Origin of the sequence: Micromonospora sp. WMMA1996 (genome assembly GCF_002573675.1) — a bacterium.
Taxonomy (GTDB): Bacteria; Actinomycetota; Actinomycetes; order Mycobacteriales; family Micromonosporaceae; genus Micromonospora; species Micromonospora sediminicola.
The window spans coordinates 1160828-1175274 of the sequence record NZ_PDHU01000001.1 but is presented as its reverse complement, the minus strand read 5'-3'; the positions used below and the strand labels follow the sequence as shown (position 1 = coordinate 1175274).

Sequence of the window (14447 nt, the reverse complement as noted above, 5' to 3'; positions counted from 1 at the left end):
CGTCGCATCGCTCCGCAGAGCGATCCGGGTCGCCCGCCAGGGACGCTGTGGTTCCGCCACCCGGGTGACACCACGGTCCGGACCGTCACTCCGTCAGCCACGAGTGGGGCTCGACCGACCACGGCTGGCCGGGGTCCTCCCGGTAGGCCACCTGGCCGAGCGGGAGGTCGGCCAGCCCGGCCACGGCCGCGTCCCGCTCGGCGACGTGCTGGATGCACGTGACGACCACGGCATCCGGCTCGTTCGGATCGTTCACGCCGTCGCCGACGATCCACGCGTTGTCGTCCGTGTGGATGACCTCCCGAGCCGGTTCCACGCCCTCCAGCACGGTGCGTTGCACGACCGCACCGAGCTGGTCCGGGAACCGGTCGTCGGTGAAGGGGAAGGGCAGGGACCGGAACACCTCGTGCTGGTCGTCGTGCTCGTACGACTCGACTGCGTGATCGTCCACGGCGACACCCTAGACCCGACGCGGCGCATCACCGGTTCGCCGTGTCGGTCGCCGTCGCTAGGCTGCTGCCCGTGGAAGACGATGGTCGCGCCCTGCCGGTCGCGCTGACGGAAGCTCACGAGGTCGGCTTCGACTACCGGGACGGGGACGGCGTCGACTTCGAGCCGTACGACCGGTTCCTGGACCCCGGCGAGACCGCCGAGTGGTGGCGGGCCTGGACCGGGAACGCGGCCCAGGACGGATCCGAGTTCCGGGTGTTCGGGCAGGACGGCACCGGTGGCCTGGCCGCGTTCTGGCTGGTGCGTGCCGGCGAGCCGATCGAACGCCAGCCGGTGGTGTTCCTCGGCTCGGAGGGCGAGACGTCCGTCGTGGCGCGGGACCTGTCTGCCTACCTGTGGCTGCTCGCCGACGGCTTCGGCCCCTGGGAGGCAACGGCGTACCCCGATCACGAGCATCAGCCCCGCGCGGACGCCCGCCTCGCCGCGATCGCCCAGCGGTGGGCGGCCAACCGCCGCGCCTCCGCCGAGGAGGTCATCGCGGCGGCGAGGGCGGAGTTCCCCGACTTCGACGACATGATCGGCGGGCTCTGCCGCTAGGTGGCCCCACCTGACCAGGAGCGGGACCACACCCCGAAGGCGCGAGTTGCGTACGAGTGGGGCCGCCCATCCGCTCACCAGTTCCGATTGGCGATCAGCCGTTCGGTGTCCGCGTCCGCGAACCCGTAGCTCGTCGCGACGACCCAGAAATCCTCGCCTATCGCTTCGCGCGCCACCGTCTCGATCTCGCTGCCGGCCGCCTCGAACTCCGCCTCCAACAGGTTGAACTCATCGGTCGCCGCATCGGTCAACGCGTAGAGGGCCGTCAGGTCCTGCGGGCGCTCCGCCTCGATGCGCTGACACAACCGCAGCAGGATCGCCCGGCCCTTGTCGACGACGTGGTCCGGGAAGTAGCCGTCCGCGTACAACTCCTCCAGAAAGGCGTGGCGGGCCATCTGCTGGTTCGCGAGGGGCGCGGTCATCTGTTCCTTCAGGGATTCCACGAACCGATCCTGCGACACGTGACCGACACTTCTCATCGCCTGAAGGCGGCCGCTGCGGACCGGCGGGCGCGGCTCCGCCACCGCGCCGCACGGCGGACTCGGAGCCGGAGTCGGGGAGTGTCAGGCCGGAGTCTGCGGCCAGGGCCGCAGCGCCTCCAGCCGGGTGCCGAGCCGGCCGAGGAAGTCACGGAACCCCGCCTCGCCGTGCGGCGTGTCGATCTCGTCGGTCAACGGGCCGTCGTACCGCAGCGCCTGGACGATGGCGTCCGCGTACGCGTCGGGGCCGGCGCCGAAGTAGCGCCGCTCGACCATCGCCGCGGCCATCTGGCCGGCGGTGTCGTCATCCAGTTGGGGGGTGAACATCAACCCGTACAAAATCTGGTTGACGATGCCCTTCCAGTCGTCACTGGCCACTCGCAGACACCCTTTCCGATTCCGACAGTCAGTTCAGCCGGGTACGGCCGTCGAAGCCGAAGAGCGGAACGTTGTTGACGCCGTTGCGGCCCAGTTCGTCGGTGACCTGTCGCATGTGCTGCGGAGTCGGCTGGTAGTGCCCGCTCGCCGAGGTCACGTACTGCACCTTACCGTCGACCACCGCGATCTCACCGGCCGCGGCGACCGGCTTGCCGTTACCCAGCGTGGAGTGGTGGAACTTACCGACCTCCTGGTAGGTCGACGCGTAGATGTTGCCGCGCTCGTCCATCACGAAGATCGCCCGGCCCCCGTCCTGGCTCCAGTGCGTGCTGGCGTTGCGGGTGTCGAACGGCTGCCCGTCCCGGGCACTGCGCATGATGCCGTCCGAGTCGACGTAGACCCGGTGCTGCTCCAGTTGCGCCTCGTCGAGCCGGCGTACGGAGCTGGGCCGGAACGGGTTGCCCGGGTGGTCGCCCATGGTCTCGTACCGGTACTTGTCCAGCATCGGCTTGCCCTGGTAGCGGATGTCCCGCAGCGGCCCCGGCACCTTGGGCGGCCGCCCCGGGCCACGGCCCGGCTTGCGGGTGAACCGGCGGAGCAGCGTCTTCGCGCGACGGAGCAGCCGCGGAATGATCTCGTTGACGACCCGGTCGATGACTTCCTTGATGATCCGGCGGATCGCGACCCGGGCCAGGCCGATCGTGACCGGGATCTGCGCCAGCGACCCGCCCAGCGTGGGAGCGGCCGCCGCCAGGGCCATCGCGACCTGGACCACCACGATGATCAGCTGGACGATCGTGAGGATCTTCTGGGTCAGCGTGATCACGGCCATCACCAGCAGCGCGGCGGCGATCAGCTCGGCGGCCTCGGCACCGTCCTCGACGCGCCGGGTCGGACCCTCCTCACCCCGCCACATGGTGTCGAACGCGGTGACGTCCCGGCCACGGTTGGCGACGCCGACCGTCGCGGCGCCGGCGTTCGCCTCGGCGCCCGCCGCGCGCAGCGTCCCGGCGAAGGCCGTCCACGCCTGGGCCGCCTCGACCAGCAGTTCCTCGTCGGCCTCGGGCCAGGTGAAGCCCACCCAGTTGAGGGCCTCGGCCAGCTCAGGTGGTAACTGCAGGCCCACCGGGCAGCTCCAGTCCTTTGAAGAGGGCGGCGTTGTCCATGTCGGTGCGCTCGTGGTCGGCGGCGACCGTGTCGAGTCGCCCGGCCACGTCCACCAGCTGGTCGGCCGTCGAGGCGTACACGTCGAGGGCATGCTGGAGCACCTCGGTGTAGGCCATCCCGAAGATGCTCCCGGCCTCGTCGCCGCCCCACGGGTTGCCCGAGCCGCTGACCGTGCCCTGGAGCCGCTGCACCTCGCCGGCGAGCCGCTCGCCGCCGCCCCGGATGGTCCGGGCCGCCGAGCGCAGCGTGACGACGTCGACCTCGATCCCGTCGGTCAACCGGTCACCGCCGATCGCGGTCGAGTCGGCGGACCATCGCGTCCAGGTCACCGATCATCCCGTCGAGCCCTCGCCAGGCCTGCTCGGCGACCCCCTCGAGCTGCCGGTGCAGCGCCGCCTGGTCGACCTCACCGCCGAGCGCCTCCTGGCGCTGCCGCCGCTCGTCGTCCTGGGCGGCGGTCACGGCCTCGACCACGTACTGGGCGATGGCCGTCGTGCCGGAGCGCAGCAGGGTCGGGTTGATCTCCAGCGACTCCAGCCGCCCGTAACCGCCGACGACCGCCTCGACCAGGCCGTCCCCGCCCGTGCCGCGCCCGCGCAGCGGGGTCTCCTCGACCGGGGAGGTGGGATCCGCCGACCTGGTGGGCCCGGTCGCCTGGCCGAGCAGGCGCATGGCGGCCTCCAGGGACCGGCCGACCGCAGCATGATCCGTACGCTCTTGATCCGCCATTCGCACCGCCCCGATCTCCGGCTCGACGAGCAACCCGGCGGATCTTACCGACGTGAACGGCTCGGCACGAGCCCGGCCGGCATGTCCACAATGGTCCATGGTGTGGTCCGGGTGTAACGCTTGTGGACACCGGGACGCCTGACTGACCGACTGGGAAAGATCCCGAACGACTGGCCGACTCCTCCAGTGCGTCCTCGGCCGTCGTCCCATCCCGACCAGACGGGGAATTCATTGTTCAACCACAACGTGGGTACCGGGACCCTTCGCGCGCTGCGGGCGGGGTCCCTCGCGACCGCTGTCGTCGCGTCACTGCTCACCGCTCTGCCGGGCGCGGCCACCGCCGCGCCGCATCCCGCCGACGTCGTCGTGGGCCTCACCACCGACCCGGGCGAGGTGGGACCGGCCGGCGGTCGCGTACGCCTCACCGTTCCGGTACGCAATGCGGGGGGCTCCGAGGCCAGCGACACCACCCTCAAGCTGACCCTGCCGTCCGGTGCCACTCTCGACCTCGGTGACTCCCTCGGCGGCTGGACCTGCGACGCCACGGCCGCCAAGTGCAGGTACGGCACCCTCCCGGCCGGCGCCGACACCGCCCTCGTCCTGAACGTCACCCTGCCGGCCGGCACTGACGGCCACCAGACGACGGTGACGGCAACCGCGTCGACGCGGAGCCGCGAGTCGTCGATCACGAACAACACAGCGTCGGCGACCGTCGAGTACGTCGCCAAGCCGGACCTCGCCTTCTCGTGGGAGTTCGGCAGCGGCGAGATCTCCTACCTGGGCGGCAACGGCTCGCGCGGCTTTGTCCAGGCCAGGGCGACCAACATCGGCACCACGCCGGCGCCCGGCGCCCGCTTCACCTTCCAGATGCCGCCGGACGCCTTCGCCGGTGCGTCGACGGCGGACCCGGAGTGGAACTGCGACTTCTCCACCTCCACCTGGGTCTGCACGAACGACCGGGAGATCCCGGCGGGCGGGATCGCCTACCTGAACTTCTACCCCTACTTCCCGGCCGGGACGGTGGGCGACACCAGGACGGTGACCGGCTCGGTGTCGACCTCGGCCCCCGAGCGGTCGCTGGCGAACAACAGCGGCACCACCACCTTCACCTACGTCGTGCCGACCGAGGGCGATGTGGACCTGTACGGGGCCGACGTGGTCGGCCGCGTGGACGTGCGGGCCGGCGAGGAGTTCGAACTGGCCGTCGCCCTCGGCGTCCGAGGCGGCAGCCCGTCGGAGAACGTCGCCGTCCGCGTGCCGCTCCCGGCGACGGTCGAGCCGACCTCCCTCGACCCCGGCGACGCCAACTGGACCTGCCGACTCGACGACGCGGCGGACGCCCGCTCCATCGGGTGCACCCGCCCCTTCTGGGACATCGGCACGGACGAAGCCCACCTGCACCTGAAGCTCAAGGCGAACCCCGGCACCACTGACGGGCCACTCAGCTTCACCGCGACCGCGTCCGCCACCACCCCCGAGTCGTCGCTGGACAACAACACCGCCACCGGCAGCGTCACCTACATCGCGGAGGGGGTCATTACCGGCCACGCCTGGATCGACACCGACCGCGACGGTCAGCGCGACGCGGACGAACCGAACGCGTACGGGAAGATCGGCAAGATCGAGTTCGTGCTGGAGGGCACCCAGCCGAGCTGGGACGTGCCGAGGGGTTACCCCAACGACAGCGACGGCACCTACTTCACCCGGCTCAAGCCGGGCCGTTACGTGGCGAACGTCTACCTGCAGGACGGGGTGCCGTACAGCTTCACCACCCCGGATGTCGGCGACGACGCCACCGACTCGGACGTCATCGGCAGCACCGGCGGCTACTACAACCGGGGCTGGAGCGCCGTGGTCGAGGTGAAGGACGGCGGGGAGACCGTCGTCGACATCGGCCTCGCCCCGACCGCGTAGTCCTGACCCGTACCGGATGAACCGGCCCCGGCGACACACCGTCGTCGGGGCCGTTCGCATCCACCGGCGGAGGGGCGTACGAGCGCAGCTTCGCCAAGCTGTGCGCGTATCCGCCGGAAGCGGCGCTGGCCACTCCCCGTCGACCAGGCGTACGACGGTCAGCGCGACAGCATCCGGCGGACCCGGCTGCCCACCGCCTGCTTGACCTGCTCGCGCAGTGGCTGCGCGCGGCGTGTCTTGAGCTTCTGCTGCAGCGTCTGGTTCTCGTCCCGCAGCCACTGGATGCGCGTCAGCAGTTCCTCCGCGGTGTAGGCGGAGGCCGGCCGGACCGCCTGCGGGTAGACGGTCTGGCGGACCTGCTCGTCGAAGCGGGTGGCGCTGTCCCCGTCGGCGAACGAGAGGCCGAGGTCGTGCTTGGCGAGGAACGCGGTGATCCGTGCGAACCGCTCCTTGTGGCCCTCGTTCAGGGCCGTGTAGTCGGCTTCCTCATAGAGTTGAGCGGCGTCGACGTCGGCCGGTACGGCGCGCATCAACCGGTGCGGGATGTCGAAGTAGCGGGCCAGTTCCAGGGTGCGCGAGTCGTGTGCGAGGAGATACCCGGGAGTGCCGGAGATCAGCGCCGTGATGGTGCCGTGGATCCGGGTGCCGAAGGCGAAGTCGAACCCGGCGAGATACTCCATCCAGGGCCACGGGTCCATGAACATCCGCACCTTGTCCTCGACGAAGAGCGGGTGTGAGGTGTGGATCGGCATGTCGTCGGTCTTGCCGCGCAACTTCGGTGCGTCGCCGTAGAGCAGGGTGCCGAGGGTGTACAGGCCCTGCGCCACGTAGCACAGGTTCGGGTAGCGCTGGTGGTGGTGGCGGACGATCGGGGCCAACGCGCGGACGTACGGCGAGATGACGAACGCGAGCCGGTCCTCGGTGCCCAGGGTCGCCTTCGCCTTCTCCACCCGGAGGCTGTCGCCGTGCAGGAACATCGACGGGCAGCCGATCTGCTCGACGGCGGAGAAGCCCAGCGTACGCAGATAGCTTTCGGTGATCTCGCCACGTACGCCGATGCTGTGCGATCGGTCCAGCACCGCCCGGCAGAACGCCTTCACCGGCTCGTCGATCGGGCGCAGGTAGTCCCGGTCGCCGTCCACGTCGGTCTGCGCCCCGACCCCGAGCACCACCACCGGGATCTTGAGCCGCTCGATCAGCCGGGTCATCGACTCGAGCCGGTTCACGTAGTCGTGGCGGAACGCGTTCGCCAGCGGGATCACGAAGGCGTCGTACTTCTCGTTGATCTCGTCGGCATCGCGCGGGTCCGTCCGAAACCGCGACGGGGTGATCTCCGCCGTCGAGGTGGCCAGGAGCTTGTGCGCGGCGTGGCTGAAGACCAGGTTGCCGCTGTTCTTGCCGATCCAGTCCCGCTCGTAGGTCTCCTCGGCGGTGACCACGTCGAACGGGCCCTTGCGGGCGCGCAGCAGGATCCGCTGGTGCATCCGGGGTGTCCACCCTTCGTCCCGGACGCCACGGCGCCCGGCGAGGCCGAAGCGGCGCGACCGGCCGAGTCACGGCCCCAATCCGTGCAGGAGCAGAAATCCTACGCCGTCTCCACGCCGGTCCGGATCCCACCTGCCGGCCGTCACGTCCGCCCGGCCCGGTAGAGGGCCGCTGAGCTGGAGCGGAGTGCTGTGGCCAGCGTCGACCTGGACGCTTTCGGTTCCGGCAGTGGAAACACCTCTCGGCACCTCACACCGCTCCCCCGCCTACCGACGACCTTTCGCGGACCAGATGCCGCCGTGGCGGCGACCTGGAGATCGCCGCCTGCCACGGCCACTACCTCGACAAGTAGAGGTGGTGCACGGCGGCGCCCTGCTGCTCCGAGCCCCGGGCAGCCCGACCGATCGTCGATAGGATGCCGCCGTGATTCGTGAGATGCGCTTCGTCGTGTCGGTGCCGGATCAGGTTTCGGCCTATGCCGTCGCCGAGAAGCTGGCCGAGCGCGGCCACCTGCTGGTCGCGGTACGGGAGGTGCCGATCGACCCGCTGGAGAGTCGCTTCGCCGGTTGGTGGCGAGCCCACTCGCTGGCCGTGGACCCGCCCTACGAGGGTCCGCTGGAAGTCTCACCAGCCGAGAAGAAGGCCGTTGCGGCCATTGCCCAGAAGTACGGCGGGCAGGTCAACTCGGCGTGCGGCCAGTTTCCGGACAAGGCGATCGAACGCTTCTCCCGGGAGGGCCTCGCGCATGAGCTCGACCGTACCGAGGCCGACCGGATCCGCGCGGAGGTCGTCGGCGGGCAGACAGCCGCCGTGCCGTCTCTGCCCGCGCCTCCCGGACTCAAGTGCGGTGGTTTCCGTCGCCCTGCCGCCGATCTTCGCGCGGCCGCCGAGGTGGTGCCCTTCGAGGGCCGCACCTTCGACGGTGTGGGCGATCTGATCGCGGCGATCGCGAACGACGCGTTCCCGCAGGGCTCGGTGGTGCCCGCCGCCCCGGGCGCGGTGCCGCGGCTGGCCGCGCTGGCGGGTAACGACGGGGTGAGTGACTTCCACCGGGCGATGACGCTCATGGTGCTGTTCCAGATGAGCACCGCGGGTCGGCGGCGGCTGGCCTATCAAGCGGACGCCCCGGAAGACGGCGGCGCCGAGACGCCCGCGGAGACGGCGACCCGGGCCGCGGTCGCGGCGGTGCTGCCCGGTCTCGCCGTGGGCCGCAGCGAACTGGCCGAGTTCCTCCTCGCCGGGCTGTCCGCGGCCATGCGGGAGGCGGGGGCCGGAATGCCAGCCGGCTTGGAGCGGATCGCCGGGCGGTACGCGGGCACCGCCCGCATCACGGTGGTGAACCTGATCCGGGCCGTGGCCGACGGCGCCGAAGAGCCCCTCCGGACCGCCACCGCAGCGGTGGTGGCGGCCCTGCCCGAGGTGATTGACGGCCTGCAGAGCACAAAGGCCACGGTCGAGGGGCGGGCACTCGACACGCTCGATACCGTGCTGCAGTGGGAGTTGGACAACGCTCGGCTGTCCAAGCTGGGCACGGTCTTCGGCCCCCGCTGATGACCGCCGGCCCACCGCCGCTGGGGCGGCTGGACAACGCCGGCAATCGCGAGGCCGCCCGCTCAGCCGCCTACGAGGTGTCCCGCGTCGCCGTGGACGATGCGGTCGCGGTCACTCCGGCAGCCCCGCCCCGGCGAGATCATGCAGCAGCGCCGCGCGCCTGCGTTGCTCGACGTCAGCGCCGCGGCACCGTCGCCCGCATCAGCGACCACCTCAGCACCATCATGGAGCCATTTTTCATCGTGACGGTGCAGGTCACGGGCGGTACGGGAGGCCGGTGTCCAGGTAGGACGAGGCTCCCCCAGTAAGACAGCAATCGACCAAGATCAGACGCCCCAACCGGGAGCCTCGCTGTGCTGTCTTACCCTGCCGCGATTCCGTTGTCCACCCGCAGCCTGAACCACCTCGCCGACCTCATCCGAACCCGCCGCCAGCAGCGACGGTCCCGATGGCGACGCCTCGACCCCGGCCAGCAAGCCCAGCTCGCCCTGGCCCAGCTGCGCAACGGCGACACCCTGACCCGCCTGGCCGCCGGATCCGAGATCGGCGTCACGACGGCCTGGCGTTATGTCCGCGAGGCCATCGACCTGCTCGCCGCGACCACCGACGACCTGGCCACGGCCATGACCAGGGCAAGCCGGAGCAACTCCGCGTTATGGCCCGAAGACCCCTCCGTTTGAGTATCCGTTTCAGTGGGCCGCCAGGGACTCGAACCCTGAACCTATGGATTAAAAGTCCACAGCTCTGCCATTGAGCTAGCGGCCCGCAGAGCACAGGCTACCCGAAGCGGATGAGCCGGGCGGGCATCGTACGCCGGGCCTCTCGATCTTGTCGACGCTGTCATCCGAGCCGCGCGGGGGCCCTCCGGGCCGTGCGCGGACGGCTACGCTTCGGCCATGTCGAGCTGGCGGTGGCGCGACCGCGCGGCGACGGTGGCCCTGGTGCCGGCAGTCGCCCTGGTGGCCCTCCTCGGCCTGCTGGTGCAGGCGGACGGCCTCGACACCCCGGCCGAACTGGTGGCGCTGCTGGTCGTGCTGGCCGCCGCCGGCGCGCTGTACGCCCGCCGGCGGTATCCGGTGGCGGTGGGGGCGGCGGCACTGGTCGCGGTCAGCGCCTACGGGGTGCTGCTGCACCGGCCCGGGCCGGTCATGCTGGTGTTCGTCGTCGCGTTGTACACGGTCGTCGACGAGGGGCACCTCGCTGTCGCGGTGGGGCTCGGCCTGGCCTCGGTCGTCTCCTTCGCGGTCGCCGACAGCTGGACCCGGACCGGTGCCGGGGGGAACGGGGCGACGCTGCTGCACGCCGGGTGGCTGGTCGCGGTGATCGTCGGGGTGACCCGTAACCGCCGGGCCTACCTGGCCGAGGTGCGGGCCCGGGTGCGCGCCGCCGAGCAGGGCAAGGAGGAGGAGGCCCGGCGCCGGGCCACCGAGGAGCGGCTGCGCATCGCCCGCGAGCTGCACGACCTGCTCGGTCACCATCTTTCGTCGATCAACGTGCAGGCGAGCGCGGCGCTGCACCGCCCGGATCCGGAGCGGGCCGAGGCGGCGCTCACCGCTATCAAGCAGACGAGCAAGGAGACGCTGCGGGAGTTGAGGACGACGCTGGGGATCCTGCGTGCGGAGGCCGCGCCGCCCGCCCCCGGGCTGGACCGCCTCTACGAGCTGGTCACCTCGGCCGGGCGGTGCGGGCTGGTGATCCGGACCGAGGTGGCCGAGACCCGGCCGCTGCCGTCGGAGGTGGACCTGACGGCGTACCGGATCGTCCAGGAGGCGCTGACGAACGTGACCCGGCACGCCGCCGCGACCACCGCGACCGTCCGGGTCCGACCGGACCGCGACGACCTGCTGGTGGAGGTGGAGGACGACGGCGCCGGCACCTCGGCCCCGCCCGGGAACGGGATCCTCGGCATGGGTGAGCGGGTCCGGGCGCTGGGCGGCTCGCTGACCACCGGTGCCGGGTCGGCCGGCGGTTTCCTGGTGCGTGCCCGCCTCCCGCTGCGGCCGGGCCCGCCGCCGGTCCGGGTGCCGGTGGCCCGGTCGGAGCCGGAGGGCGCGGCGTGATCCGGGTGCTGCTCGCCGACGACCAGAACCTGGTCCGTGCGGGCTTCCGCTCCATTCTCGACGGCGAGGACGGTATCGAGGTGGTCGGCGAGGCCGCCGACGGCGCCGCCGCGGTGCGGCTGGCCCGGCAGCTGCGGCCGGACGTCGTCCTCATGGACATCCGGATGCCGCATCTCGACGGCCTGGCCGCCACGCGGGAGGTCACCGCGCGCGGTGACGGCCGGGTGATCATCCTGACCACCTTCGACCTCGACGAGTACGTCTACGACGCGCTGCGGGCCGGGGCGAGCGGCTTCCTGGTCAAGGACACGGAGCCGGCGGAGCTGATCCACGGGGTGCGGGTGGTGGCGCGGGGCGACGCGCTCCTCGCGCCGGCGATCACCCGTCGGCTGATCGCGGAGTTCGCCGCCCGCGCCCGGCACCCGGAGCCGGGGCCACGGCTCAACGCGCTCACCGAACGGGAGCGTGAGGTGCTCGTGCTGGTCGCCGCCGGCCTGTCCAACGACGAGATCGCGGCCCGGCTGGTGCTGAGCCCGGCCACCGCGAAGACGCACGTCAGCCGGATCATGACCAAGACCCGGGTCCGGGACCGGGCGCAACTGGTGGTGCTCGCGTACGAGTCCGGGCTCACCGTGCCCGGCTGGCTCACGTCCTCCTGACCGCGTCGCGGTCAGGTGGTGCGGCGGGCCCGGGCCGACGCCCACCCGCCCAGGCCCGTGCCGACGACCCCCAGCACCACGCCGACGATCGCCCCGGCCCGTCCCTGCCCGTTACCGAACCCGTCGGAGGTCAGGGCCAGGTGCACGGCGCTGAGCACCAGGCCGACCAGCCCAGCCGCCAGCGCCAGCAGGGCCCGGCCACGCCCGCCCGAGGTCGGGCGGGCCACCGCCAGCCCACCGATGATCGCGCCGGCCAGGCTCACCGCGGCGAACGTGGTGGCGCCGAACCGTCCGGAGCCGCCGATCCCACCCGCGGCGACCGAGACGTGCGCCGCGGCCGGGGCGGCGAACCCGAGCCCGCCGGCCAGGGCGGCGGCGGTGGTGGTGGCGAGCAGATGACGGACGGGCATCGGAACTCCCTCGGATCGGGGGCGGCAGGTACAGGCGGCAGCGTATGGAGGGGACCGGCCCCGGGTCGTCCTGCCGGAGTTGCCGATCGGGTTACCACCCTGGGCGTACGCGCCCGGTCGTCCGTACCCCGGTGGTTGTGGTCGGACGAACCCCCGTCCGTGAGCGGTTGCTGTCCGCTTCAGCGGGTACCGCACCGAGTATGCGCATCGTGATCGTGGGGGCCACCGGCAACGTGGGCACCGCCGTGCTGCGTCGGCTGCGGCGGGAGGCGGGTGCGGAACTGGTCGGGGTGGCCCGCCGGCTGCCCGGTCCGGACGCCGGTGAGCCGTACGACGACGTGGAGTGGCACTCGTGCGACATCGGCGCGCCCGGCGCGGCCGACGAACTCGTGCGGATCTTCGCCGGGGCGCGGGCGGTGGTGCACCTGGCCTGGCAGATCCAGCCCAGCCACGACCGGCGCACGCTCTACCGGACCAACGTCGGCGGCAGCCGCGCGGTGATCGAGGCCGCCGTCCGGGCCGGCGTTCCCGCAGTGGTGTACGCCTCGTCGGTCGGCACCTACGCGCCCGGCCCGAAGGACCACCCGGTCAGCGAGAACTGGCCGGCGACCGGGGTGGAGACCTCGTCGTACAGCCGGGACAAGGCCGAGGTGGAGGCGCTGCTGGACGGCGTGGAGCGGGAGCACCCGGGGCTGCGCGTGGTCCGGCTGCGGCCGGGGCTGATCTTCCAGCGCGAGGCCGGCACGGAGATCAGCCGCTACTTCCTCGGCCCGCTGGTGCCGGTGCGGCTGCTCCGCTACGGCCGGATCCCGCTGGTCCCGGCGAACCGGCGACTGCGGATGCAGGCGGTGCACGCCGACGACGTCGCGGACGCGTACGCCCGGGCGGTCGTGGGGGACGCGCGGGGCGCGTTCAACGTGGCGGCCGACCCGGTGCTGACGCCGGAGCTGGTGGCCCGGCACTTCCACGGCTGGACCGTGCCGGTGGCGGTGCCGGTGCTGCGCGCGGCGGCGGCGGTGACGTGGCGGGCCCGGCTGCAACCGGTCGACACCGGCTGGGTCGACCTGGCGCTGAACGTGCCGCTGATGTCGAGCGGACGCGCCGAGACCGAGCTGGGCTGGAAGCCCCGGGTCGACACCGTGACCGCCCTGCGGGACCTGATCGCCGGCATGTCCACCAGGGCCGGCACCGACTCCCCGCCCCTGTCGGCGGACCCGAGCCTTGCCGGCCGCCCCGCCGCCCTCGCCAAGGGCCGCCTCCCCGGCCACCCCAACCCCTACTGACCGGCCCACCGCTCCTTGTTGATCAAGGAGTTCGCGTCCCGGTGGAGATCGACAGGGACGCAAACTCCTTGATCAACGCGCGCGGGAGGCCCGGGGTTAGGACAGGCGGGAGGAGGTGACGGTCGGGGGGCGGGCGCCGAGGAAGAAGATGCCGGGGAAGCCCTTCGTCTCGAAGCCCCGGCTGGGGTTCTTCCGCAGGGTGCTGCCCTCGATGGTCATCGTGCCGGTGCGGTTGTTGCTGACGAAGAAGACCGCGCCGCCGCCCTCGTTGGCGCTGTTGTTCTCGACGACCGTGCCGGCGAGCCGGACCGTGAACTCGTTGCCGTCGCAGTAGATCGCGCCGCCGCTGCCGCCGCCCGGGGTGCCGCCCCGGGCCGGGTTCGCGCCGGTGCCCACCGCCCGGTTGTCGCGGAAGACGCTGTTCAGCACCGTCCAGGAGACGCCGATGCTGCTCAGCGCCGCGCCGTTGGCGCACACCCCGCCGGTGAAGGTGCTGCTCACCACGTACACCGGCTTGTTCTCGAACTGGCTCAGCACCCGCACCGCGGCGCCGCCGAGGTCGGGGCCGGTGCGGTCGCAGCGGTTGTCGACGAACCGGGAGTTGACCACCTTGAGCCGACCGCCCCGGACGAAGATCGCGCCGCCCCCGCCGCCCTCGGCGGTGTCGCCGGTGGAGTTGCCGTCGGCGAACGTCAGGTTCTGCACGGTGAGCTGCGGGTGGTCCTGGTTCTGGCAGTGCGAGGTGGTCCAGCCCTGGGCCTGGTCGCAGGTGTTCATGTAGAGGATCCGCCGGCTGCCGCCGCCGCTCAGCGTGACCTTGCCGCCGCCGTCCAGCACGACGCGGGGGCCGTGCGAGTTCACCACCTTGGCGGTGGCCTTCATCGTGATGGTCACCGGCGCCGGACCGCAGTCGAAGGTGATCACACCGCCGGCCGCGACCGCCTTCACCACCGCCGCGGAGGTGCAGCTCGCCGGCGTACCGCTGCCGACCGTGCGGGTCGGGCGCGAGGTGTCCACCGCCCGCGCCTCGGCCGGTACGGCGGCGCGCCCGTCCGGGTTGCCGGCGCGGAACGCGACAGGGGCCGTGCTGGGGCTCGGTGTGGCGCTGCCGAGGCCGGCCCGGGCGCTCGGCGAGGCGGCCGGGGCAGCGGCCGGACCGGTCGGTGCGCCGGAGCCGGTGGCGGCGGCCGGCGCGGGCGTGCCGCCCGGGTCGTCGCCGCCGCACGCGGGCAGCGTCGCGGTGGCCAGGGCGAGGGCGAGCAGGGAGACAGCGGACTTCACGCGC

At 72.2% G+C, this 14447-nt stretch carries 15 protein-coding genes, 1 tRNA gene and 1 pseudogene; 7 read left to right on the top strand and 10 right to left on the bottom strand.

Translation table 11 applies throughout. The features are described from left to right. Window positions 1-85 precede the first annotated feature (85 nt). On the bottom strand, window positions 86-451 hold the full coding sequence (locus COO58_RS05735) for a hypothetical protein (protein ID WP_091565477.1): 366 nt from the start codon (window positions 449-451) through the stop codon (window positions 86-88). A 71-nt stretch (window positions 452-522) separates the two neighbouring features. On the opposite strand from COO58_RS05735, the gene COO58_RS05730 reads away from it, so the two are divergent. Then, on the top strand, window positions 523-1047 hold the full coding sequence (locus COO58_RS05730) for an SMI1/KNR4 family protein (protein WP_091565474.1): 525 nt from the start codon (window positions 523-525) through the stop codon (window positions 1045-1047). Between the two features lie 74 nt (window positions 1048-1121). Here COO58_RS05730 and COO58_RS05725 read toward each other — a convergent pair whose 3' ends face one another. The 5 genes from COO58_RS05725 to COO58_RS05705 all read right to left on the bottom strand — a co-directional run bounded on the left by COO58_RS05725 (window position 1122) and on the right by COO58_RS05705 (window position 3800). Then, window positions 1122-1490: a DUF5713 family protein gene (locus COO58_RS05725; protein WP_245666091.1), complete on the bottom strand. Its 369-nt coding sequence runs from the start codon at window positions 1488-1490 to the stop codon at window positions 1122-1124. 120 nt (window positions 1491-1610) lie between these two features. Further along, window positions 1611-1904 carry a hypothetical protein gene (locus tag COO58_RS05720; protein WP_091565469.1) on the bottom strand — a complete coding sequence of 98 codons (294 nt, stop codon included), beginning with the start codon at window positions 1902-1904 and terminating at the stop codon, window positions 1611-1613. A gap of 28 nt (window positions 1905-1932) precedes the next feature. Beyond that, window positions 1933-3030: a hypothetical protein gene (locus COO58_RS05715; RefSeq protein ID WP_091565464.1), complete on the bottom strand. Its 1098-nt coding sequence runs from the start codon at window positions 3028-3030 to the stop codon at window positions 1933-1935. After that, window positions 3008-3400: a WXG100 family type VII secretion target gene (locus tag COO58_RS05710; protein WP_098744094.1), complete on the bottom strand. Its 393-nt coding sequence runs from the start codon at window positions 3398-3400 to the stop codon at window positions 3008-3010. Before COO58_RS05710 ends, COO58_RS05715 begins: the two co-directional genes overlap by 23 nt. Then, complete coding sequence (locus tag COO58_RS05705; RefSeq protein WP_176558746.1) at window positions 3354-3800, bottom strand: YbaB/EbfC family nucleoid-associated protein; 447 nt, start codon at window positions 3798-3800, stop codon at window positions 3354-3356. The genes COO58_RS05710 and COO58_RS05705 overlap by 47 nt, the downstream gene beginning before the upstream one ends. 246 nt (window positions 3801-4046) lie before the next feature. Between COO58_RS05705 and COO58_RS05700 the strand changes: the two genes are divergently transcribed. Beyond that, window positions 4047-5714, top strand: coding sequence for a DUF11 domain-containing protein (locus COO58_RS05700; RefSeq protein WP_176558745.1), 1668 nt, complete (start codon window positions 4047-4049; stop codon window positions 5712-5714). Window positions 5715-5872: 158 nt separating this feature from the next. On the opposite strand, the gene COO58_RS05695 is transcribed toward COO58_RS05700, so the two are convergent. Beyond that, a complete protein-coding gene (locus COO58_RS05695; protein WP_098744088.1) occupies window positions 5873-7198 on the bottom strand; it encodes a polysaccharide pyruvyl transferase family protein in 1326 nt (441 codons plus the stop codon). 424 nt (window positions 7199-7622) lie between these two features. Between COO58_RS05695 and COO58_RS05690 the strand changes: the two genes are divergently transcribed. Together COO58_RS05690 and COO58_RS05685 are read left to right on the top strand one after the other, a co-directional pair. Further along, on the top strand, window positions 7623-8750 hold the full coding sequence (locus tag COO58_RS05690) for a hypothetical protein (protein ID WP_141561861.1): 1128 nt from the start codon (window positions 7623-7625) through the stop codon (window positions 8748-8750). Window positions 8751-9103: 353 nt separating this feature from the next. Further along, a pseudogene (locus COO58_RS05685) lies at window positions 9104-9391 on the top strand (transposase family protein); the annotation flags it as partial. A 52-nt stretch (window positions 9392-9443) separates the two neighbouring features. On the opposite strand, the gene COO58_RS05680 reads toward COO58_RS05685, so the two are convergent. Further along, window positions 9444-9515 (bottom strand) — tRNA-Lys (locus COO58_RS05680). 131 nt (window positions 9516-9646) lie between these two features. On the opposite strand from COO58_RS05680, the gene COO58_RS05675 reads away from it, so the two are divergent. Together COO58_RS05675 and COO58_RS05670 are read left to right on the top strand one after the other, a co-directional pair. Then, window positions 9647-10810: a sensor histidine kinase gene (locus COO58_RS05675; protein WP_098744085.1), complete on the top strand. Its 1164-nt coding sequence runs from the start codon at window positions 9647-9649 to the stop codon at window positions 10808-10810. Beyond that, window positions 10807-11469 (top strand): response regulator transcription factor, encoded by a 663-nt coding sequence (locus tag COO58_RS05670; protein WP_091565420.1) that lies wholly within the window; start codon window positions 10807-10809, stop codon window positions 11467-11469. The genes COO58_RS05675 and COO58_RS05670 overlap by 4 nt, the downstream gene beginning before the upstream one ends. A gap of 11 nt (window positions 11470-11480) precedes the next feature. On the opposite strand, the gene COO58_RS05665 is transcribed toward COO58_RS05670, so the two are convergent. Then, window positions 11481-11879, bottom strand: a complete 399-nt coding sequence (locus COO58_RS05665) for a DUF6223 family protein (protein WP_091565416.1) — start codon at window positions 11877-11879, stop codon at window positions 11481-11483. A 200-nt stretch (window positions 11880-12079) separates the two neighbouring features. Here COO58_RS05665 and COO58_RS05660 point away from each other — a divergent pair, with 200 nt between their 5' ends. After that, complete coding sequence (locus tag COO58_RS05660) at window positions 12080-13162, top strand: NAD-dependent epimerase/dehydratase family protein (protein WP_091565411.1); 1083 nt, start codon at window positions 12080-12082, stop codon at window positions 13160-13162. Between the two features lie 96 nt (window positions 13163-13258). On the opposite strand, the gene COO58_RS05655 is transcribed toward COO58_RS05660, so the two are convergent. Then, entirely contained in the window at window positions 13259-14443 is a 1185-nt protein-coding gene (locus COO58_RS05655) for a hypothetical protein (RefSeq protein ID WP_098746127.1), read from the bottom strand. Between the last annotated feature and the right edge of the window lie 4 nt (window positions 14444-14447).

Excerpts from the sequence above, each read along its gene's own strand:
- COO58_RS05675 (WP_098744085.1), top strand. The coding sequence starts at position 9,647 with ATGTCGAGCTGGCGGTGGCGCGACCGCGCGGCGACGGTGGCCCTGGTG.
- COO58_RS05660 (WP_091565411.1), top strand. The coding sequence starts at position 12,080 with ATGCGCATCGTGATCGTGGGGGCCACCGGCAACGTGGGCACCGCCGTG.
- COO58_RS05705 (WP_176558746.1), bottom strand. The coding sequence starts at position 3,800 with ATGGCGGATCAAGAGCGTACGGATCATGCTGCGGTCGGCCGGTCCCTG.
- COO58_RS05695 (WP_098744088.1), bottom strand. The coding sequence starts at position 7,198 with ATGCACCAGCGGATCCTGCTGCGCGCCCGCAAGGGCCCGTTCGACGTG.
- COO58_RS05665 (WP_091565416.1), bottom strand. The coding sequence starts at position 11,879 with ATGCCCGTCCGTCATCTGCTCGCCACCACCACCGCCGCCGCCCTGGCC.